The organism is Paenibacillus sp. FSL H8-0122 (genome assembly GCF_038005345.1).
GTDB lineage: Bacteria > Bacillota > Bacilli > Paenibacillales > Paenibacillaceae > Paenibacillus_AQ.
The window spans coordinates 7,496,829-7,516,019 of sequence record NZ_JBBOTB010000001.1 but is presented as its reverse complement, the minus strand read 5'-3'; the positions used below and the strand labels follow the sequence as shown (position 1 = coordinate 7,516,019).

37 protein-coding genes are annotated in these 19,191 nt (G+C 47.2%); 2 read left to right on the top strand and 35 right to left on the bottom strand.

Annotated elements, in window-relative coordinates:
- From rpsI to NSS64_RS32205, 35 genes are all read right to left on the bottom strand, one after another.
- Positions 1 to 333, bottom strand: a 333-nt coding sequence (rpsI, locus tag NSS64_RS32375; RefSeq protein ID WP_341142736.1) for a 30S ribosomal protein S9, incomplete at its 3' end; no start/stop codon positions are given.
- A gap of 20 nt (positions 334 to 353) precedes the next feature.
- The gene (gene rplM / locus NSS64_RS32370; protein ID WP_036721811.1) at positions 354 to 791 is read right to left on the bottom strand and encodes a 50S ribosomal protein L13; all 438 of its coding nucleotides are present in this window, start codon (positions 789 to 791) and stop codon (positions 354 to 356) included.
- 231 nt (positions 792 to 1,022) lie between these two features.
- Complete coding sequence (gene truA, locus NSS64_RS32365) at positions 1,023 to 1,802, bottom strand: tRNA pseudouridine(38-40) synthase TruA (RefSeq protein WP_340946747.1); 780 nt, start codon at positions 1,800 to 1,802, stop codon at positions 1,023 to 1,025.
- A gap of 179 nt (positions 1,803 to 1,981) precedes the next feature.
- A complete protein-coding gene (gene rplQ / locus NSS64_RS32360; protein WP_019908254.1) occupies positions 1,982 to 2,347 on the bottom strand; it encodes a 50S ribosomal protein L17 in 366 nt (121 codons plus the stop codon).
- A 42-nt stretch (positions 2,348 to 2,389) separates the two neighbouring features.
- Positions 2,390 to 3,334 carry a DNA-directed RNA polymerase subunit alpha gene (locus NSS64_RS32355; RefSeq protein WP_036692422.1) on the bottom strand — a complete coding sequence of 315 codons (945 nt, stop codon included), beginning with the start codon at positions 3,332 to 3,334 and terminating at the stop codon, positions 2,390 to 2,392.
- 131 nt (positions 3,335 to 3,465) lie between these two features.
- Positions 3,466 to 3,861 carry a 30S ribosomal protein S11 gene (gene rpsK / locus NSS64_RS32350; RefSeq protein WP_020427052.1) on the bottom strand — a complete coding sequence of 132 codons (396 nt, stop codon included), beginning with the start codon at positions 3,859 to 3,861 and terminating at the stop codon, positions 3,466 to 3,468.
- A 19-nt stretch (positions 3,862 to 3,880) separates the two neighbouring features.
- On the bottom strand, positions 3,881 to 4,249 hold the full coding sequence (gene rpsM, locus NSS64_RS32345) for a 30S ribosomal protein S13 (protein ID WP_036721817.1): 369 nt from the start codon (positions 4,247 to 4,249) through the stop codon (positions 3,881 to 3,883).
- 19 nt (positions 4,250 to 4,268) lie between these two features.
- Positions 4,269 to 4,382, bottom strand: a complete 114-nt coding sequence (gene rpmJ, locus NSS64_RS32340) for a 50S ribosomal protein L36 (RefSeq protein WP_003322638.1) — start codon at positions 4,380 to 4,382, stop codon at positions 4,269 to 4,271.
- A gap of 53 nt (positions 4,383 to 4,435) precedes the next feature.
- Complete coding sequence (gene infA, locus NSS64_RS32335) at positions 4,436 to 4,651, bottom strand: translation initiation factor IF-1 (protein WP_018753971.1); 216 nt, start codon at positions 4,649 to 4,651, stop codon at positions 4,436 to 4,438.
- Between the two features lie 2 nt (positions 4,652 to 4,653).
- Positions 4,654 to 4,962: a KOW domain-containing RNA-binding protein gene (locus tag NSS64_RS32330; protein WP_036721819.1), complete on the bottom strand. Its 309-nt coding sequence runs from the start codon at positions 4,960 to 4,962 to the stop codon at positions 4,654 to 4,656.
- An 11-nt stretch (positions 4,963 to 4,973) separates the two neighbouring features.
- Entirely contained in the window at positions 4,974 to 5,726 is a 753-nt protein-coding gene (gene map / locus NSS64_RS32325) for a type I methionyl aminopeptidase (RefSeq protein WP_036721822.1), read from the bottom strand.
- 4 nt (positions 5,727 to 5,730) lie between these two features.
- On the bottom strand, positions 5,731 to 6,375 hold the full coding sequence (locus NSS64_RS32320; protein ID WP_036721823.1) for an adenylate kinase: 645 nt from the start codon (positions 6,373 to 6,375) through the stop codon (positions 5,731 to 5,733).
- A 98-nt stretch (positions 6,376 to 6,473) separates the two neighbouring features.
- On the bottom strand, positions 6,474 to 7,772 hold the full coding sequence (gene secY / locus NSS64_RS32315) for a preprotein translocase subunit SecY (protein WP_036721825.1): 1,299 nt from the start codon (positions 7,770 to 7,772) through the stop codon (positions 6,474 to 6,476).
- Complete coding sequence (gene rplO / locus NSS64_RS32310; RefSeq protein WP_036692409.1) at positions 7,772 to 8,212, bottom strand: 50S ribosomal protein L15; 441 nt, start codon at positions 8,210 to 8,212, stop codon at positions 7,772 to 7,774. The genes secY and rplO overlap by 1 nt, the downstream gene beginning before the upstream one ends.
- Before the next feature lie 41 nt (positions 8,213 to 8,253).
- Positions 8,254 to 8,439, bottom strand: coding sequence for a 50S ribosomal protein L30 (gene rpmD, locus NSS64_RS32305; RefSeq protein ID WP_019908243.1), 186 nt, complete (start codon positions 8,437 to 8,439; stop codon positions 8,254 to 8,256).
- Positions 8,440 to 8,453: 14 nt separating this feature from the next.
- Complete coding sequence (rpsE, locus tag NSS64_RS32300) at positions 8,454 to 8,951, bottom strand: 30S ribosomal protein S5 (RefSeq protein WP_036652980.1); 498 nt, start codon at positions 8,949 to 8,951, stop codon at positions 8,454 to 8,456.
- 26 nt (positions 8,952 to 8,977) lie between these two features.
- Positions 8,978 to 9,346, bottom strand: a complete 369-nt coding sequence (gene rplR / locus NSS64_RS32295; protein WP_036692407.1) for a 50S ribosomal protein L18 — start codon at positions 9,344 to 9,346, stop codon at positions 8,978 to 8,980.
- A gap of 84 nt (positions 9,347 to 9,430) precedes the next feature.
- Entirely contained in the window at positions 9,431 to 9,973 is a 543-nt protein-coding gene (gene rplF / locus NSS64_RS32290) for a 50S ribosomal protein L6 (RefSeq protein ID WP_036721827.1), read from the bottom strand.
- Positions 9,974 to 10,003: 30 nt separating this feature from the next.
- Positions 10,004 to 10,402, bottom strand: coding sequence for a 30S ribosomal protein S8 (gene rpsH / locus NSS64_RS32285; protein ID WP_036692403.1), 399 nt, complete (start codon positions 10,400 to 10,402; stop codon positions 10,004 to 10,006).
- Positions 10,403 to 10,434: 32 nt separating this feature from the next.
- Positions 10,435 to 10,620: a type Z 30S ribosomal protein S14 gene (locus tag NSS64_RS32280; protein ID WP_036589425.1), complete on the bottom strand. Its 186-nt coding sequence runs from the start codon at positions 10,618 to 10,620 to the stop codon at positions 10,435 to 10,437.
- Between the two features lie 44 nt (positions 10,621 to 10,664).
- Positions 10,665 to 11,207, bottom strand: coding sequence for a 50S ribosomal protein L5 (gene rplE, locus NSS64_RS32275; protein ID WP_036721829.1), 543 nt, complete (start codon positions 11,205 to 11,207; stop codon positions 10,665 to 10,667).
- A 30-nt stretch (positions 11,208 to 11,237) separates the two neighbouring features.
- Positions 11,238 to 11,591 (bottom strand): 50S ribosomal protein L24, encoded by a 354-nt coding sequence (gene rplX / locus NSS64_RS32270; protein ID WP_019908235.1) that lies wholly within the window; start codon positions 11,589 to 11,591, stop codon positions 11,238 to 11,240.
- Positions 11,592 to 11,647: 56 nt separating this feature from the next.
- Complete coding sequence (gene rplN / locus NSS64_RS32265; protein WP_036680556.1) at positions 11,648 to 12,016, bottom strand: 50S ribosomal protein L14; 369 nt, start codon at positions 12,014 to 12,016, stop codon at positions 11,648 to 11,650.
- Between the two features lie 40 nt (positions 12,017 to 12,056).
- Entirely contained in the window at positions 12,057 to 12,323 is a 267-nt protein-coding gene (rpsQ, locus tag NSS64_RS32260) for a 30S ribosomal protein S17 (RefSeq protein ID WP_036692400.1), read from the bottom strand.
- A gap of 43 nt (positions 12,324 to 12,366) precedes the next feature.
- Positions 12,367 to 12,564: a 50S ribosomal protein L29 gene (gene rpmC, locus NSS64_RS32255; protein ID WP_019908232.1), complete on the bottom strand. Its 198-nt coding sequence runs from the start codon at positions 12,562 to 12,564 to the stop codon at positions 12,367 to 12,369.
- Positions 12,554 to 12,988: a 50S ribosomal protein L16 gene (rplP, locus tag NSS64_RS32250; protein ID WP_020427064.1), complete on the bottom strand. Its 435-nt coding sequence runs from the start codon at positions 12,986 to 12,988 to the stop codon at positions 12,554 to 12,556. Before rplP ends, rpmC begins: the two co-directional genes overlap by 11 nt.
- A 2-nt stretch (positions 12,989 to 12,990) precedes the next feature.
- Positions 12,991 to 13,656 carry a 30S ribosomal protein S3 gene (gene rpsC, locus NSS64_RS32245; RefSeq protein ID WP_036721832.1) on the bottom strand — a complete coding sequence of 222 codons (666 nt, stop codon included), beginning with the start codon at positions 13,654 to 13,656 and terminating at the stop codon, positions 12,991 to 12,993.
- Positions 13,657 to 13,669: 13 nt separating this feature from the next.
- Entirely contained in the window at positions 13,670 to 14,002 is a 333-nt protein-coding gene (rplV, locus tag NSS64_RS32240) for a 50S ribosomal protein L22 (RefSeq protein WP_019908228.1), read from the bottom strand.
- Between the two features lie 31 nt (positions 14,003 to 14,033).
- A complete protein-coding gene (gene rpsS / locus NSS64_RS32235) occupies positions 14,034 to 14,312 on the bottom strand; it encodes a 30S ribosomal protein S19 (protein ID WP_036692395.1) in 279 nt (92 codons plus the stop codon).
- A 77-nt stretch (positions 14,313 to 14,389) separates the two neighbouring features.
- Positions 14,390 to 15,220: a 50S ribosomal protein L2 gene (gene rplB, locus NSS64_RS32230; protein WP_036692392.1), complete on the bottom strand. Its 831-nt coding sequence runs from the start codon at positions 15,218 to 15,220 to the stop codon at positions 14,390 to 14,392.
- Between the two features lie 27 nt (positions 15,221 to 15,247).
- Entirely contained in the window at positions 15,248 to 15,541 is a 294-nt protein-coding gene (gene rplW / locus NSS64_RS32225) for a 50S ribosomal protein L23 (protein WP_019908225.1), read from the bottom strand.
- Positions 15,541 to 16,164: a 50S ribosomal protein L4 gene (rplD, locus tag NSS64_RS32220; protein WP_036721837.1), complete on the bottom strand. Its 624-nt coding sequence runs from the start codon at positions 16,162 to 16,164 to the stop codon at positions 15,541 to 15,543. The genes rplW and rplD overlap by 1 nt, the downstream gene beginning before the upstream one ends.
- 25 nt (positions 16,165 to 16,189) lie before the next feature.
- Positions 16,190 to 16,813, bottom strand: a complete 624-nt coding sequence (gene rplC, locus NSS64_RS32215) for a 50S ribosomal protein L3 (RefSeq protein WP_036721840.1) — start codon at positions 16,811 to 16,813, stop codon at positions 16,190 to 16,192.
- 38 nt (positions 16,814 to 16,851) lie between these two features.
- Entirely contained in the window at positions 16,852 to 17,160 is a 309-nt protein-coding gene (rpsJ, locus tag NSS64_RS32210; protein WP_017692074.1) for a 30S ribosomal protein S10, read from the bottom strand.
- 236 nt (positions 17,161 to 17,396) lie between these two features.
- Positions 17,397 to 18,116: a Crp/Fnr family transcriptional regulator gene (locus tag NSS64_RS32205; RefSeq protein ID WP_341142735.1), complete on the bottom strand. Its 720-nt coding sequence runs from the start codon at positions 18,114 to 18,116 to the stop codon at positions 17,397 to 17,399.
- Positions 18,117 to 18,310: 194 nt separating this feature from the next.
- On the opposite strand from NSS64_RS32205, the gene NSS64_RS32200 reads away from it, so the two are divergent.
- Both NSS64_RS32200 and NSS64_RS32195 read left to right on the top strand, forming a co-directional pair.
- Positions 18,311 to 18,727 carry a V4R domain-containing protein gene (locus NSS64_RS32200; protein WP_340946740.1) on the top strand — a complete coding sequence of 139 codons (417 nt, stop codon included), beginning with the start codon at positions 18,311 to 18,313 and terminating at the stop codon, positions 18,725 to 18,727.
- 33 nt (positions 18,728 to 18,760) lie between these two features.
- Positions 18,761 to 19,102 carry a cupin domain-containing protein gene (locus tag NSS64_RS32195; protein ID WP_341142734.1) on the top strand — a complete coding sequence of 114 codons (342 nt, stop codon included), beginning with the start codon at positions 18,761 to 18,763 and terminating at the stop codon, positions 19,100 to 19,102.
- Positions 19,103 to 19,191: the final 89 nt, after the last annotated feature.

Here is a 19,191-nt window from a genome sequence, read left to right as displayed (position 1 = left end):
CTTCATACGTGGGTCACGTGTCAGGAAGCCGGCTTTCTTCAGCGTACCGCGATATTCAGGGTCTACTTTGAGCAATGCACGGGAGATCCCGTGACGGATTGCGCCAGCTTGACCGGAAATGCCGCCACCATGTGCAAGCACGATTACATCGTAGCTGCCCAGAGTTTCAGTCAGGTTCAAAGGTTGTCTTACGATCATCTTCAGTGTTTCAACACCGAAATATTCGTCCATCTCACGTTTGTTAATGACAATGCGTCCTTCACCCGGTACAAGGCGAACACGTGCTACCGAATGTTTACGACGACCTGTCCCATAGTATTGTACTTGTGCCATGAAACTGTCCTCCTTTATTCTTATCCGCGAAGTTCGTAAACTTCAGGTTTTTGTGCTGCATGTGGATGTTCAGCGCCTGCATATACTTTGAGTCTCAGCTTCATGTGATTACCTTGACGAGTCTTAGGAATCATACCATGAACTGCGAATTCAATCATACGTTCAGGTTTGGTCTTGAGCAGTTCTTCCGCAACGGTAACTTTCAAGCCACCTGGGTGCATCGAGTGACGGTAGTATTTCTTGTTTTGCATTTTCTTACCTGTGAGGTGAATCTTCTCAGCGTTGATAACAATTACGAAATCACCAGTATCAACGTGTGGAGTGAATTGCGGTTTGTGTTTGCCGCGGATCAGGGCAGCGGCTTCGCTTGCCAAACGGCCAAGTGTTTTGCCTTCGGCATCAATGATGTGCCAATTGCGTTCAACTTCGTTCGGCTTCGCCATGTAGGTGGTACGCATGAATGTTTCCTCCTTGTTCTCGTACGAAAATCATCTGTTTCGTATATCTTGTTTCGCGATTGAATTACAATTTAGTGAGTTAAAAAAATTATTTGTTGGCATTTCCTTGATCGGGGCTGTGGGATAGCCATCAAGAAAACACAACTTTTATATTACAGTATAAACATGACAAGCGCAAGCGATTTTTAAACAATCAGTACTTATTTTCATAAAAAATATAGTATCAGCCGTTTAGTCGTCTATCTCGTCATATTCCACACTCCAGAGTGCCAGCCCCTTAGACACAGCCGTAGGTCCGGCCGCTGCACGATCACAAGCCGCAAGAATGACAGGCATTCTATCTGCGCTGATTTTACCTTGCCCCACCTGCATCAGCGTGCCCATAATAATGCGTACCATATGTTGCAAAAAGCCACTGCCTGTAATATAGGTATGGATCACTCCCTGGTCAGGAGAGCCCGGGCGGCACATGCTGCGGTCTACTTCAAGATAAGCCTCATAAATGGTCCGCACATGCGAAGTCTTGGTAGACTTCCTGGACGCAAACGAGGTGTAATCATGGGTACCCAGCAGCGAGCTTAGCCCCAGCTCCATCGCAGGAACGTTCAGCTTCATCGGATGATGATGCTGCCAGCGCCGCTGGAACGGGTCCGGGAACCGGTTGCCGTTAATTGTATAGCGGTAGGTTTTACGCTTCGCCCCTCTACGGGAGTGGAACGAGAGCGGAACCTCAGCAGCCTCAGTAACAACGATATCCTGCGGCAGCCTGGCATTCAGCGCCAGACACCAGCGCTCCAGCGGAATCTGTGAGGAGGTTATGAAGTTAAAAGGTTGGCCATAAGCATGCACCCCTGCATCAGTCCGTCCTGAGCCCGTGATTTTGAGCGTCTCACCGGTCAGATGCTGAATAGCATGCTCCAGCTTGTCCTGAATCGTATTGCCCTGAGGCTGGGTCTGAAAGCCATCATAATGGGTACCGTCATAATTGACTTTCATCAATAGATTGCGCATTTCATTCTCCTGTTGGTCCATATACTTAATTTATTCTCAAAAAAAAGAGCCCCGGCGGGAGCTCCTTCTACTCTATACAAGGTGATTCCCGCGGTTATTTGCACGGCAGGGTACTATGCCCTGCAGTACAATAACGTTAAATACGTAAAGCGTACATCCGGAAATCATGGCTTGTGAGACTACGCGCGGTCTACCAGTTCAAGATAAACCATAGGCGCAGCATCGCCACGGCGAGGTCCCAGCTTCAGGATACGAGTGTATCCGCCTGGACGCTCTGTGTAACGTGGAGCAATGTCAGAGAACAATTTTTGGATTGCATCTTGTTCACCATCTACAGTCTCACGACGAACAAATGCAGCTACTTGACGGCGAGCATGAAGATCGCCCTTTTTCGCTTTAGTGATCAGTTTCTCAGCGATGGAACGAACTTCCTTCGCTTTGGCTTCTGTTGTCTGAATACGTTCGTATAGGAACAGATCCGTTACCATATCGCGGAACAAAGCTTTACGCGCGCTGGAATCACGGCCCAATTTTTGGTATGCCATTTGTTTTCCCTCCTTCACTCAAGTCTCAAGAACTCCGGGGTCCTATTCTTCTGTACGAAGTCCCAAACCAAGTTCCTCAAGCTTCTCTTGAACCTCTTCCAAAGATTTGCGGCCCAGGTTACGAACCTTCATCATATCTTCTTCAGTTTTCGTAGTCAGCTCTTGCACGGTATTAATACCGGCACGTTTGAGGCAGTTGTAGGAACGGACAGAAAGATCAAGCTCCTCGATCGTCATCTCAAGTACTTTTTCTTTTTTGTCTTCTTCTTTTTCAACCATAATTTCGGCGTCTTTCGCTTCATCCGTAAGACCTACGAACAGAACGAGGTGCTCGTTCAAAATTTTGGCTCCAAGGCTAACGGCTTCTTCCGGTCGGATACTGCCATCTGTCCAAATTTCCAGCGTCAACTTGTCGTAGTTAGTCACTTGACCAACACGGGTATTATCAATACCGTAATTCACACGTGAAATAGGAGTGTAGATAGAGTCAACTGGAATTACACCAATTGGCTGATCGTCGCGTTTGTTCCGGTCCGCTTGGACGTAGCCGCGACCACGGCCTGCAAAAATGCGCATGTGCAGTCTCGCGCCAGGTCCCAGCGTTGCAATATGAAGATCCGGGTTCAGGATCTCAACATCGCTGTCCGCACGGATATCACCCGCGGTAACGATGCCTTCTCCTTCAGCATCAATCTCGAACACTTTCTCTTCATCCGAATGAATCTTCAGAGACAGAGCTTTAAGGTTCAGGATGATTTCCGTCACATCTTCCATTACGCCGGGAACGGTCGAGAACTCATGCAGAACGCCGTCAATTTGGACCGAAGTCACTGCGGCTCCCGGAAGGGAGGAAAGCAGGATCCGGCGAAGCGAGTTCCCCAGAGTCGTGCCATATCCACGTTCCAGCGGTTCAACTACGAATTTCCCATAGGTCCCATCATCATTGGCTTCTACGGTCTCAATCTTCGGCTTTTCGATTTCTATCACGAGTGTACCCCTCCTTCAAACGTCGCTCCTATATGAAACAGTCACCCCATCAGGTGTATCATGTAGTATGCCTAAACACCTATTATTAGCAGATGCGTCAGAATTATACCACAATCACAATTCTGATTGAATTATACGCGGCGACGCTTCGGCGGACGGCATCCATTGTGAGGAACCGGAGTAACGTCTTTAATGAGGTTTACTTCAAGGCCAGCGGCCTGAAGGGAACGGATGGCTGCTTCGCGGCCCGCGCCCGGTCCTTTAACCATAACTTCAACGGACTTCATGCCGTGTTCCATAGCTGCCTTAGCAGCTGTTTCGGCTGCCATTTGCGCTGCAAATGGAGTCGATTTACGGGAACCTTTGAATCCTTGACCGCCGGAGCTTGCCCAGGAAATTGCATTTCCGTGGGGATCCGTGATCGTAACGATAGTGTTATTGAACGTGGAACGGATATGTGCCACGCCAGACTCGATATTTTTCCGGTCGCGACGTTTCGTACGTACGACTTTTTTCGGTTTAGCCATTGTCTCTTATCACCTCTTCTTATTTCTTTTTGTTTGCTACAGTACGACGCGGGCCTTTACGGGTACGAGCATTGGTTTTGGTACGTTGACCGCGAACAGGCAATCCACGACGGTGACGAACACCGCGGTAACAGCCGATCTCAGTTAGACGCTTAATATTCAAGGAAATTTCACGACGAAGGTCACCTTCAACCTTAACCTCTTTGTCGATCGTTTCACGCAGTTTGCTGACTTCATCTTCCGTCAAATCACGGACACGTGTGTTAACGTCAATGCCTGTTTCATTAAGAATTTTCTGGGAAGTCGTTTTACCGATTCCGAAAATATAAGTCAAGGCGATCTCAACGCGCTTATCACGTGGCAAATCCACTCCAGCTATACGAGCCATTTTACGCTACACCCCCTTCTTAACCTTGTTTTTGTTTGTGTTTCGGATTTTCGCAAATTACCATAACAGTCCCTTTGCGGCGGATGACTTTGCATTTTTCGCAAATGGGCTTTACAGAAGGTCTTACCTTCATGTTAATTACCTCCTCAAAGTTTTGCGAAGCAAAACTTTTGTTGTAGTTCCCATCTATTTACGGTAAGTTATACGGCCTTTTGATAGATCATAAGGCGATAACTGCACGACCACTTTGTCTCCGGTTAGGATACGGATAAAGTGCATCCGCAATTTCCCGGACACATGGGCAAGTATTTGATGACCGTTCTCAAGCTCAACCTTAAAAGTTGCGTTAGGCAACGGCTCAATAACCGTTCCTTCTACCTCAATGACGTCTTCCTTAGCCACAGTTAGTCTCCTTTCTCATTAGCACTTTTTCCAGCGGGCTGGCCATACTTCATCACTGCAAACCGCAGCTTTCCGTTGGTGACCCGGCCGGTTTCTTCCAAACTGTCTACAATCTCACTGCTGATGAAGGGTATGAGCTCCAGATGCTGAATATTCTTCTTCTTTGGGCTGTCAAACTTACGTTTGTCTCCATCAGCAATATATACAAATCTGCTATCCACAACTGCGATAACAACGGCAGCCTCTCCGGCATCCTTGCCTTTGAGAATTCTCACGATTTGACCAACCTGCGGGCTGCTCCCAGTATTCACGTGAAGATCACCTACGCATTCAGTTTTGTGAAAATTTCCATGCCGTCCGGTGTAACTGCTACTGTATGCTCGAAGTGAGCGCACAGTGAACCGTCTACCGTAACGACCGTCCAGTTATCATCCAGCGTTCTGACATAACGTTCTCCAGCGTTAACCATCGGCTCAATGGCGAGTACCATACCCGGCTTCAAACGTGGTCCGCGGTCCGCTATGCCATAGTTCGGAATTTGCGGTTCTTCATGCAGTTCTGCCCCAATGCCATGACCAACATACTCGCGGACAACGGAGAATCCGGCGTCTTCAATGTATGACTGAATTGCATGGGAGATTGTAAACAAGCGCACATCCGGTTTGACTAACGCCAGTCCAGCGTACAGGGAGCCTTCCGTGACGTCCAGCAGACGCTGAGCCTCTTCGGAAATGCTGCCCACCCCGTATGTCCAGGCGGAATCACCGTGATAACCACGGTACTCTGCACCGATATCCAGCGTAACGATATCGCCTTCTACCAGTTTGCGTTTCCCTGGAAATCCGTGCACCAATTGTTCGTTGACTGAAGCGCAAATGCTGGCAGGAAAACCGTTGTAGCCTTTGAAAGACGGCACAGCACCCTGACTGCGAATGTACCCATCGGCGATTCTGTCGAGCTCACCGGTAGTAATGCCTGGCTGGATAGCTTCAGCAATAAGACGGTGACTCTCGGCAACAATTCGACCAGCTTCCCTCATAAAGACAAGTTCCTGTTCGGATTTGCAAATGATCATTACATTAACCCCGCAGCATAGATACGATTTCAGAAGAAACGACATTGATTTCGTTTTCTCCGTTTACCTGACGCACAAGACCTTTATCGTCATAAAATGCAAGCAGAGGCGCTGTCTTGTTATCATACTCATCCAGTCGCTTGCCTACACTTTCTTCGTTGTCGTCCGGACGCTGATACAATTCTCCGCCATCAATGTCGCAGACGCCTTCTTGCTTCGGCGGGTTGAAAATTAAATGGTAGGATGTTCCGCATACGGAGCAGATCCGGCGTCCGGTAAGACGTGCCATCAGCAGTCCGCGGTCCACATTCAAGTTAACAACGTGATCCAGTGAAGTTCCAAGCCGGCTGAGGATTTCTCCCAGCGCTTCCGCTTGCGAAAGGGTTCTTGGAAAGCCATCCAATAAAAAACCTTTTTCGCAATCGGACTGCTGCAGCCGTTCTTCGACGATTCCAATAGTCACATCATCAGGTACAAGCAACCCTTGATCAATATAAGATTTGGCCTTAAGTCCAACCGGTGTGCCTTGCTTAATAGCCAAGCGGAATGCATCACCAGTCGAAATATGAGGAATACCCAACTCTTTTACAACAACAGCGGCTTGTGTTCCCTTGCCTGCCCCAGGAGGGCCCATGAATAAAATGTTCACGATTCTCTTCTCCCCCCGAAAGTTCGCCACCAAGCAAGAAACAGCACAATAGGTACCGGGAAGTTTAAAGCCTTAGGTACTTCTCCGGAACCTATCGCCTATTTATTGATGAAGCCTTTGTAATGGCGTTTGATCAATTGGCTCTCGATCTGCTTCATGGTATCCAGTGCAACACCGATAACGATAAGCAGTGCCGTACCACCAATCTGCACTTGCTTCGGTAACCCGGACAACGATCCAAATAATACTGGCAGTACAGAGATTAATGACAGGAACAGCGCACCGGACATGGTCAGACGCGACATTACTCTAGTCAGATATTTCTCAGTAGCCTTACCTGGACGTATACCTGGAATGTATCCGCCATTCTTTTTCATATTGTCAGCCATTTGCTGCGGGTTCATCTGAACAAACGTATAGAAGAACGTGAATCCGATGATCATGACTACATACAGCAGCATGCCGAGCGGCTTGGTATGATCCAGATTGGCCGAGACCCATTTAGCCCAAGCGTGGGTGGACCAGAAGCTCGATAAAACGACCGGGAATTGAAGCAGCGAAACGGCGAAGATAACAGGAATTACACCAGCCGCATTAATTTTAAGCGGAATGTGCGTATTCTGTCCACCGTACATTTTGTTACCGACTACGCGCTTGGCATATTGTACAGGGATTTTACGGATACCTTGTTGAACAAAGATCACCCCGACAATAATCGCAACAACCACGATCAGTACAATAACGACTTTAAGAATATTCAGGAACATCTGACCCGGCTGAATGAAGCTTGATTGCGCCGTAGTGGTGATATATCCCGGAAAGGCGGCGACGATTCCCGCAAAAATCAGGATCGAAATCCCGTTTCCTATACCCTTTTCAGTGATCTGCTCACCTAACCACATCAAGAACGATGTACCCGCCGTCAATATGATCGCAATAAGCAGGTAATCCGCAAAGGTTGCATTTGGAATCATCTCAGTGCCATAAATCCGGTTAAACCCGATAGATGTGGCAAACGCTTGGATCAAACCTAGCACTACTGTGCCGTAACGCGTAATTTGCGCCAGCTGCTTTTTCCCGTGTTCCCCTTGCTTAGCCCATTCGGCAAACTTAGGGACAACATCCATCGAAAGCAATTGAACTATGATGGATGCTGTGATATACGGGTAAATGCTGATCGCAAAAATCGAGAAGTTTTTGAGCGCTCCGCCCGAGAAGGTGTTCAAAAGACCCATCAAAGCGTCTCCGCCCTGATTTGTTGATTCCAGTACTTCTTTGTTCACACCGGGAACCGGTACAAACGAACCGATGCGGTAAATGATCAGAACGAACAGGGTAAACAGGATCTTTTTGCGCAAATCTTCAACATGCCATATATTCTTAAGCGTCTTGAACATTAGATCACCTCGGTTTTACCGCCGGCAGCTTCGATTTTCTCTACCGCAGATTGAGAGAACTTATTTGCTTTGACAGTCAATTTAACAGCCAGTTCACCGTTGCCGAGAATCTTGATGCCGCTCTTAGTGTTGCTGACAACACCAGTTTCAAGCAAAAGCTCAGGAGTTACTTCTGTTCCTTCTGCAAAGCTATTCAGATCTTCCAGGTTCACAATCGCGTACTCTTTACGGGTAGGATTGACGAAACCACGTTTAGGCAGACGACGATAGAGTGGGTTTTGTCCACCCTCGAAGCCTGGACGTACACCACCGCCGGAACGGGAGTTTTGACCTTTGTGTCCACGGCCCGAAGTTTTACCGTTACCGCTACTTGGTCCACGACCAACGCGGTTGCGTTCTTTCCGTGATCCAGGAGCTGGAGCAAGTTCATGTAACTTCATCGTTTGCACCTCCTTATGTTTGTTAATTTATGCGAGGCTGTTTAGCCTTCAATTTCAGTAACGGACAGCAAGTGGCTCACTTTGTTGATCATCCCGCGAATTGCAGGAGTGTCGTTGTGAACCACGGACGAGTTGGTTTTGCGCAGGCCGAGCGTCTTAACAGTAACACGTTGTGTTTCTGGACGTCCAATTACACTGCGTACGAGGGTAATTTGCAATTTAGCCATTGACGTTCCCCTCCTTAACCGCGTAATTCTTCGACAGATTTGCCGCGAAGCTTCGCGACCTCTTCAATACGCTTCAGACGGGAAAGACCCTCTAAAGTAGCATTGACCATATTCATGGAATTCGAAGAACCCAAAGATTTTGTCAAGATATCGCCAACGCCTGCCAATTCAAGCACCGCACGAACCGGTCCACCAGCGATAACGCCGGTACCTTCGGATGCTGGTTTCAGCAGAACGCGTCCTGCGCCGAAATGTCCAGTAACCAGGTGAGGAATCGAAGTTCCTACGATTGGAATGTGGATCAGGTTTTTCTTGGCGTCTTCAATGCCTTTACGGATGGCATCCGGAACTTCGCCGGCTTTACCGATACCAGCACCAACGTAGCCGTTGCCGTCGCCCACAACAACAAGTGCACTAAAGCTGAAACGGCGTCCGCCTTTTACAACTTTTGCAACACGGTTGATGTGTACAACTCTTTCTGTCAGTTCTAAACTGTTCGGATCTACACGCAAGTCGTTAACCTCCTTTTAGAAATATTCTAGAATTCAAGACCAGCTTCGCGAGCTGCGCTAGCCAGAGCCTGAATCCGTCCATGGTACAAGTATCCACCGCGGTCAAATACAACCACTGCATAACCCTTTTCTTTGGCACGCTCAGCGATCAATTGACCCACTTTGCTTGCAGCTTCAACGCTGCCGCCATTTCCGATTGTAGCACTCAATTCCTTATCAAGTGTGGAGGCCGATACGATAGTAACGCCAGTCACATCATCGATCAGTTGAGCGTAGATGTGTTTCGAAGAACGGAACACATTCAAACGTGGACGCTCAGTAGTACCCTGGATCTTCTTACGAACACGCAGGTGTCTTTTGAGACGAGCCTTGTTTTTATCCTCTTTTGTAATCATGACTTCCCTTTCACTCCCTTCAGTTTGCCGTAAACAGCTTCACTTTAAGATGCACGGGGTATCTTACAATTAAGGTAGAGCTGGTTATTTCTTCTTACCAGCTTTACCTTCCTTGCGGATGATACGCTCGCCTTCATATTTGATACCTTTACCTTTGTATGGTTCAGGTTCACGTACGGAACGGATTTTGGCAGCATAAGCGCCAACGCGTTCTTTGTCAATCCCTCTAACGATGATCTTCGTGTTCGCAGGAACATCGAACTCGATACCCGCTTCCGGTGTAATTTCAACCGGGTGGGAGTAACCAACGTTCAATACAATTTTATCTCCGGATTTGCTTGCACGATATCCGACCCCAACCAGTTCCAGAGATTTCGAGAAACCTTCAGTCACACCACTCACCATGTTGTTGACAACGGAGCGGGTTGTGCCGTGAAGTGAACGATGCAATTTGTTGTCCGACGGGCGAACAACAGTGATTTCGTTATTTTCAACTGTAATCTTCATGTCTTTATGAAGCTCACGAGTCAAAGTGCCTTTAGGACCTTTTACTGTAATAACGGCGTTGTCCAAAGTGACATCTACACCGCTAGGTACTGCGATTGGTTTGCGACCAATACGAGACATGTGTTGCACCTCCTTATCTTGTGACGTTTATTACCAAATGTAGCAGACAACTTCTCCGCCGGATTTAGATTGACGAGCTTCTTTGTCGGTCATAACTCCCTTAGATGTGGAGATAATCGCGATTCCAAGGCCACCGAGTACACGAGGCACTTCATTGCTCTTCGTGTATACGCGAAGACCTGGTTTACTGATTCTTTTCAGACCAGTGATAACGCGCTCCTGGCTTGGGCCGTACTTCAGGAAAATACGGATAATCCCTTGTTTGCTATCTTCAACGAATTCAGCATCACGGATGAAGCCCTCACGCTTCAAGATGTCCGCGATTTGTTTTTTCATAGTAGAAGCAGGCATTTCTACTGTCTCGTGACGCACAGTGTTGGCGTTACGAATACGAGTAAGCATATCTGCAATAGGATCAGACATAGTCATGTGTGTAAACCTCCTTCCCGTTTATAAACTTCTTACCAACTTGCTTTTTTCACGCCAGGAATCTGGCCTTTATAAGCTAATTCACGGAAACAAATTCTGCAAATTTTGAACTTTTGCAGTACCGAATGTGGACGACCGCAACGCTCGCAACGTGTGTATGCACGTACTTTGAACTTAGGCTCGCGTTGTTGTTTAACTTTCATTGAAGTCTTTGCCACTTAGACTGACACCTCCTAAACATTTTCGGAGAAATGGATGATTCTTATTTTGTGAAAGGCATTCCCAGCTGATTCAGCAGCTCACGGGATTCCTCGTCCGTCTTAGCAGTCGTTACAATAACGATGTCCATACCGCGAACCTTATCCACTTTGTCATACTCGATTTCCGGGAAGATCAATTGCTCTTTAAGACCCAGTGTGTAGTTACCGCGGCCATCAAAGGCTTTGCTGGAAATACCACGGAAGTCACGAACGCGTGGAAGCGTTACGTTGATCAATTTATCCAGGAAGTAATACATACGCTCGCCGCGCAGTGTTACTTTAACCCCGATCGGCATATTCTCGCGCAGTTTGAAACCGGCGATGGATTTCTTAGCTTTTGTGATAACCGGCTTTTGACCAGAAATCAGTTGCATATCGTTAACTGCAGCGTCAAGTACTTTGGAGTTTTGAACAGCGTCACCTACACCCATGTTGATGACGATCTTCTCGATCTTAGGCACTTGCATAACTGTTGTGTAGTTAAACTTCTGCATCAAAGATGGTGTGATTTCATTCAGATAACGTTCTTTCATTCTTGCTGCCATGAAGATTTACCTCCTTTCATTAGGACTGTATTAGTCGATAATCTCTCCGGATCTTTTTGCTACCCGAACCTTCTTACCGTTATCTAGTACTTTATAGCCGATACGCGTAACTTTCCCGCTCTTCGGATCAATGTGCATTACGTTGGACACATGGATCGAAGCTTCCTGCTCGATGATTCCGCCTTGCGGATTCAACTGGTTAGGCTTCTGGTGTTTCTTCACCATGTTCACGCCTTCTACCAGGACGCGGTTTTCACGAGGATAAGCAGCGATGACACGGCCTTTTTTACCTTTGTCTTTCCCGCTGATCACAAGCACCACATCATCTTTTTTCACGTGCAGTTTATTGTTATGGGATTCCAGAACTTTTTTAACTCTAGGCATTGATTACACCTCCTATAACTGACCTTTTCAAGTACAACCGAGCATCACTCGGATTTTTAGATTACTTCCGGTGCCAAGGAAACGATCTTCATGTAGTCCTTGTCGCGAAGTTCGCGAGCAACTGGTCCGAAGATACGTGTTCCGCGCGGGCTTCTGTCGTCTTTGACAACAACAGCTGCATTTTCGTCGAATGCGATGTAAGATCCATCTTTACGGCGTACCGAACGTTTTGTACGAACAACTACCGCTCTAACAACATCACCCTTTTTGACAACGCCGCCTGGTGTTGCTTGTTTAACGGAACAAACGATCAAATCGCCGATTGCTGCTGTACGGCGTCCAGTACCACCCAGTACGCGGATACACATCAGTTCCTTCGCACCAGAGTTGTCAGCCACATGCAAACGTGTAAATGGTTGAATCATTATTATTTTCCTCCTTCCGGAAAGGGATCTGCTTCATGTCTTAGATGATTACCGCTTTTTCTACCACTTCAACCAGTCTCCACCGTTTGTCCTTCGACAATGGACGAGTTTCCATGACTTTCACGACATCACCAATTTTAGCTACATTCTCTTCATCATGTGCCTTGAATTTCTTCGTGGACTTGATGCGTTTGTGATACAGATTGTGCTTTTTATAGGTTTCAACAGCAATTACGATGGTTTTATCCATTTTGTCGCTGACTACTTTACCGATCAGCACTTTACGTGCATTACGCTCTTCGCTCATAATTAGCCTCCTTCCTGATTACGGATTATGCATCCGCCGTCACTTAACTAATCCCAAGTACTCTTTGATGGATAACGGTTTTAGCACGAGCTATTTCCTTACGCACATCACGAATCCGAGTCGGGTTGTCCAGTTGGCCTGTTGCCAATTGGAAACGGAGATTGAAAAGTTCTTCCTTAAATCCGGCGATTTTCTGTTCAATCTCAGCAGTGGTTAAGTTGCGAAGTTCATTAGCTTTCATTTGCTTCACCACCCAATTCTTCACGTTTCACAAACTTAGTCTTTACAGGCAGCTTGTGAGCGGCAAGACGCATCGCTTCACGAGCGATTTCTTCCGACACGCCTCCGAGTTCGAACATAATCTTACCCGGTTTAACTACAGCTACCCACTTCTCAACGTTACCTTTACCACTACCCATACGAACCTCGAGAGGCTTCTGAGTGATTGGCTTATCCGGGAAAATCTTGATCCAAACCTGACCGCCACGTTTGATGTAACGTGTCATTGCGATACGAGCAGCTTCGATCTGACGGTTAGTGATCCAAGATGGCTCCAGTGCCTGCAAACCGAATTCGCCGAAGTTAAGTTCAGTTCCGCCTTTTGCCATACCCTTCATGTGACCGCGTTGTTGCTTGCGGTGTTTAACGCGCTTTGGTACCAACATGATTAGTTGCCTCCTTCCTGAGCAGCTTGTTTCTTAGCTGGGGGAAGAACTTCTCCACGATAAATCCATACTTTTACGCCGATACGGCCGTAAGTTGTATGTGCTTCAGCTGTTCCGTAATCGATATCAGCACGAAGCGTATGAAGTGGAACTGTTCCTTCGCTATAACCTTCTGAACGGGCAATCTCAGCGCCGCCAAGACGTCCGCCAACCTGAGTTTTAATTCCCTTTGCGCCGGAACGCATAGTTCTTTGAATCGCTTGTTTCAGAGCACGACGGAACGATACGCGACGTTCCAGCTGTTGTGCAATGCTTTCAGCAACAAGAATAGCATCCAGTTCAGGGTGTTTGATTTCATTGATGTTGATGTGTACTTTCTTACCGCCGGCGATAGTTGTAACTGCGCTGCGAAGTACTTCTACTTCTGCTCCGCCTTTACCAATTACCATACCTGGCTTGGCAGTGTGAATTGTAACGTTCACTCGGCTTGCCGCTCTTTCGATCTCGATGCGGGAAACAGAGGAATCTTTCAACTTGCCTTTAAGGTATTCCCGGATTTTGACGTCTTCCATTAAAAGAGTACCGAAATCTTTGCCTGCATACCATTTTGATTCCCAATCGCGAATAATACCGACTCGGAGTCCGACTGGATTTACCTTTTGACCCACGTGTTATCCCTCCTTATTTCTCAGATACCACCAAAGTAATGTGGCTGGTACGTTTATTGATCCGGCTTGCGCGGCCCATGGCGCGCGGACGGAAACGTTTCATTGTAGGACCCTGGTTAACGAAAACTTCGCTTACGAATAAGCTGTTAACGTCCATAGAGTAGTTATGCTCAGCGTTCGCAATCGCCGAGTTCAGTAGCTTCTCAACAACCGGAGAAGCGGACTTCGGAGTGTGGCGAAGAATTGCAATTGCTTCCCCCACTTGCTTGCCGCGAATCAAGTCAACAACCAGTTTCGCTTTACGAGCGGAAATCCGCACCGATCTTGCATGTGCTTTTGCTTCCATTGTTTTCCCTCCTCTCAAACGAAGACGTTAATTATCTTCTGGTTTTCTTATCGTCACCCGCGTGGCCTTTGTAAGTACGTGTTGGCGCGAACTCGCCCAACTTGTGACCTACCATATCTTCCGTTACGTATACAGGCACGTGTTTGCGGCCGTCATATACACCAAACGTATGTCCGATAAACTGAGGGAAAATGGTTGAGCGACGGGACCAGGTTTTTACTACGACTTTCTTGTCTGTCTCGTTCAAATCCTCAACTTTTTTCAGCAGGTAGCCATCGATGAACGGCCCCTTCTTTAAACTGCGACCCATGTGTGAATCCTCCCTTCATCCGGTTCTTCAAAACCGCGAATCGACGCTTCGCGCTTAACTAACTTGCCTGAAGCGTCTTATTTTGTGCGGCGACGAACGATATATTTATCAGATGCTTTGTTTTTCTTACGCGTTTTGTAGCCGAGGGTTGGTTTGCCCCAAGGTGACATTGGCGATTTCCGTCCGATAGGAGCGCGGCCTTCACCACCACCGTGTGGGTGATCGTTAGGGTTCATGACAACACCGCGTACTTCAGGACGACGTCCGAGCCAGCGGCTGCGTCCGGCTTTACCAATCTTGATCAGTTCGTGATCTCCGTTACCTACGGCTCCGATAGTAGCACGGCAAACGCTGAGGATTCTGCGAACCTCACCCGAGTTCAAACGAACAGATACGTATTTATCTTCTTTACCCAGCAGCTGAGCTTCAGTACCGGCAGCACGAACCAATTGTCCGCCTTTGCCTGGTTTCAACTCGATGTTGTGGATAACTGTACCTACCGGGATGTTGATCAACGGAAGGCTGTTACCAATTTTGATGTCCGCAGCAGGGCCGGACTCAACTTTGTCCCCAACTTTAAGGCCTTTAGGAGCGATGATATAACGTTTCTCTCCATCAGCATAGTGGATCAAAGCAATATTGGAAGTACGGTTCGGGTCATACTCGATTGTAGCAACGCTACCTGGTATGCCGTCTTTAGTCCGCTTGAAGTCAATGATACGGTATTTACGTTTGTGTCCGCCGCCATGGTGACGAACCGTAATTTTACCTTGGTTGTTGCGTCCGGCATGCTTGAACAGCGGGGACAGCAACGATTTCTCTGGCTGGTTTGTTGTAATTTCTTCAAACGTAGACACAGACATGTTGCGTCTTGCCGGAGAGGTCGGTTTGTACTTTTTGATTGGCACTATAGTTTCCTCCTTACTTTAAGAGTATTATTCTACCGCTTCAAAGAACTCAAGCGGCTTGCTGTCCGGGCTAAGCTTCACGATGGCTTTTTTCCACTCTGGAGTATAACCGGAGTATTTGCCGTAACGTTTCAGTTTACCAGGTACGCGCATTGTGTTCACACTAACGACTTTTACTTTAAAAATAGCCTCGACAGCTTTTTTGATTTCGGTCTTGTTAGCACGGATATCCACTTCAAAAGCGTACTTCAGTTCGCTCATGTATTCGGATGTGCGTTCCGTAATCACTGGACGCTTAATTATATCACGAGGATCTTTCATTACGCGAACACCTCCTCTACCTTCAGAACTGCTTCTTTAGTGATGATCAGTTTGTCGTACGTCAGTACGTCAAGAACATTGATGCCGTCAGCCGCTACGAATTTCACCCCAGGGATGTTACGAGCGGAAAGTGCTACATTGTCATCATAGCTCGGTGCTACGATCAGGGCTTTGCTGCCCACTTTAAGGTTGTTCAGAATCGCTGCGAATTCTTTCGTCTTCGGAGCATTCAGGGTCAGGCTATCCAATACGATGATGTCATTCTCAAGCACTTTTGAGGACAACGCGGATTTGATGGCCAACCGGCGAACCTTCTTAGGCAATTTCCAGGAATAGCTGCGTGGTGTTGGTCCGAAGACTACGCCGCCGCCTTTCCATTGTGGAGAACGAATGGAGCCTTGACGAGCACGACCTGTACCTTTTTGTTTCCAAGGCTTACGTCCGCCGCCACGCACTTCAGAGCGTCCTTTTACTTTGTGTGTACCGCGACGAAGGGAAGCTCTTTGCATAAGTGCAGCTTCATGCAGCACATGTACATTCGGTTCGATACCGAAAACTGAATCACTCAGTTCAACTTCGCCAACTTCGTTACCACTAGTATTGAAAAGTGTTACTTTTGGCATTTCATGTTCCTCCTTTCTTCAGTAATTATTTCTTAACGGTTTGTTTAACTTTCACGAAGCTGTTTTTAGGGCCCGGAATAGCGCCTTTAACCAGCAGTACATTACGTTCTACGTCAACCCGGATGATTTCAAGCTTTTGAACCGTTACGGTCGTGTGACCCATATGTCCTGGCAGGCGTTTGCCCTTAGGAACACGGTTAGCCTGGATGGAACCCATTGAGCCCGGTCTTCTGTGGTAACGCGATCCGTGTGCCATTGGTCCGCGGCTTTGTCCCCAGCGTTTGATGTTACCCTGGAAGCCTTTACCCTTCGAAGTACCTGTTACGTCAACAAACTCGCCTTCAGCGAAGATGTCAGCCTTAAGCTCTTGTCCAACCTCGAGTGACCCGAGGTCAACACCGCGAATTTCGCGAACGTAGCGCTTAGGTGTTGCATTTGCCTTTTTGGCGTGACCCTGTTCAGGCTTGTTGGAGCGACTTTCCTTTTTATCGGAAAAGCCCAACTGCACTGCTTCATATCCGTCGATATTCAGGTCTTTCTTTTGCAGTACCACACAAGGTCCAGCTTCGATAACAGAAACCGCAATTACGTTACCTTCTGGAGTAAACACTTGAGTCATACCGAGTTTTTTTCCTAAGATACCTTTCAATGTTGACACCTCTTTTCTTTTCCTGGTTACTTAATGAATTACAATTTGATTTCGATATCTACACCGGACGGTAGATCCAAGCGCATCAAGGCATCCACAGTTTGTGGTGTTGGGTTCACAATATCGATCAAACGTTTGTGAGTCCGTTGCTCAAACTGTTCACGGGAATCCTTGTACTTGTGTACCGCACGGAGAATGGTAATGATTTGCTTCTCAGTTGGCAGCGGAATCGGCCCGGATACACCAGCACCCGAACGTTTTGCTGTTTCAACGATTTTCTCTGCGGATTGATCAAGAATTCTGTGGTCGTATGCTTTCAAGCGAATACGAATTTTTTGCTTTGCCATTTTAGTCCCTCCTTCTATCGCCCAATTTATTATCGGACATACTCCGTGAAAATTTTCCGACGTCGACCTCATGGCAAAGGGGCCGGGTGTGTCAGTAACCTCTCACATCATCGCAACGTCTCAGAACAACATTTATTATTATATCTAATAGGCGGCTATATTGCAAGAGCCTTTGCAAAACAAATCACCTTTTCCAGAAAAAAAGTTAAAAAACACACGGTTTTATCTGAAAATTGTTAATTACTGATTTCAGCAAGCTGAATTAGAGCCTCCATCTCCAGAATATTCACGGTTCTCTTATGCATAGCGATGATCTTCAGCGCTTCCAGCTTGTTCAGCTTACGGCTTAAGGTCTCGGCAGTCGTGCCGATCATCGCTGCCACTTCTTTTTGCGCCGATGGGAGATCCACGGAATGTCGCAAAGCTTGCATTGTAAGAGCTGATTCTGGCAGATTCCTCGTGTACAAATAGACTAGAAGCCGGGCTAACCGTTTTTCCACTTCAAACATATGCAGTGCCCCTGCTGTTTCTTCCGCCAGATGCAGCTGCTCACTAACAGACATCAGAAAGCTAAACGCCAGGCCCACATTCTGCTCCAAGAGGGGAATGAAATCCTTCCGGTGCATCCGGCAGACCACTCCACTCTCAATAATCTCCGCCGTTACATCATTATTTTTATTGTGAAGCAGGGCAAACTGTCCGAAATAATCACCGGGGAAAAGAAAGCGTACAATATGCTGCTTGCCTTCTTTACTGTTCTTCGTCAGTTTGATAAGACCGCTCTTCACCACATATAAGGCTTCAGACGGCTCTCCTTCTCGGCAGACCTGGCTACCCTTTTTATATGAATGGGATTCTGTGATTGATTCTATGATAACCAATTCTTCATCGGACAAGCTCCTGAATACCGGAACCTGGCGCACACAGGCATGAGAACTGCATGTACTGCATTCCATACATCATTCCTCCTCTACTGTCGCTTATCCCACCATATCAATGATCGAAGCGCTGCCGGGTGACTGGACGCACAAATTTTCATAAAACTTGATCTATATCAAGGATTAACGCGCCGGCTGTCTATACAATAGGTACATAGAGAGAAAAGGAGTTGATGAGCTTGCAGCAATACACTTTTGAGGACATGCGCCAGATGAATAGAACAACTCTGGGCAAGATGGTACCGCTTGAACTATTCCGGACCATCCGTCTAATTGGAATGAACCAGGGATTGCCGTTAGGCGGAAAGGGAACGACTGTGACCATTGGCAGAAAGATCGGCGAGAGCCTGCCTGTCCATTCCGTGGAAGAGCTGCTGCAGATCTTTGAGGAGCTCAAAATCGGGATTCCCCGAATTGTTCATTCCGATGAGCGCAAAATTAATATCGCTGTTGACGATTGCTTCTGCAAAGGACTACCTTCCCTTGAAGATGAAAGAATGGTCTGTGATCTGGAGGGAGCTATCATTGAAGGTGCTCTGTGCCGAATTCTCGGCCGCAAGGTTTCAGTGAAAGAGATCAAATGTAATGTCACCGGTCATGAGCACTGCGAGTACGAAGTTAAGCTTTAAATAATACTAATATAATGAAAGCAGGGATTTATAATGGAAAAGAAAACATTAGCTGAGGCCGTAGATTATCAAGAGGAACGCTTTACCAAAAAGATCATTTTCCAAAAAGGCGATAGCGTAGTATTTGTGCTTAATTTCATGCCTGGGCAAAAGCTGCCCGTTCACAAGCACCCCGGAGCAGATGTCTATATCCTCGCCTTACACGGTGACGGTACCATTCATGTTAATGAGGAAGAGTTCTCCTTCATCCAAGGAGAGACTATCTACATTGCCGGTGACGAGTCGTTCGCTTATACGAATAATAGTTCATCGCCGTCCAGCCTGCATGTCGTTCTGTCCAAGCTGCCAAGCGTGGAATACGCGAAGGAAATCTAATTCTCAATCTTATCTATAAAATAAAACAGGCCCCCTTCAAATGAAGGGGGCCTGACTTATTTTCAGTCTATCCTAACGGATAGAGCCTG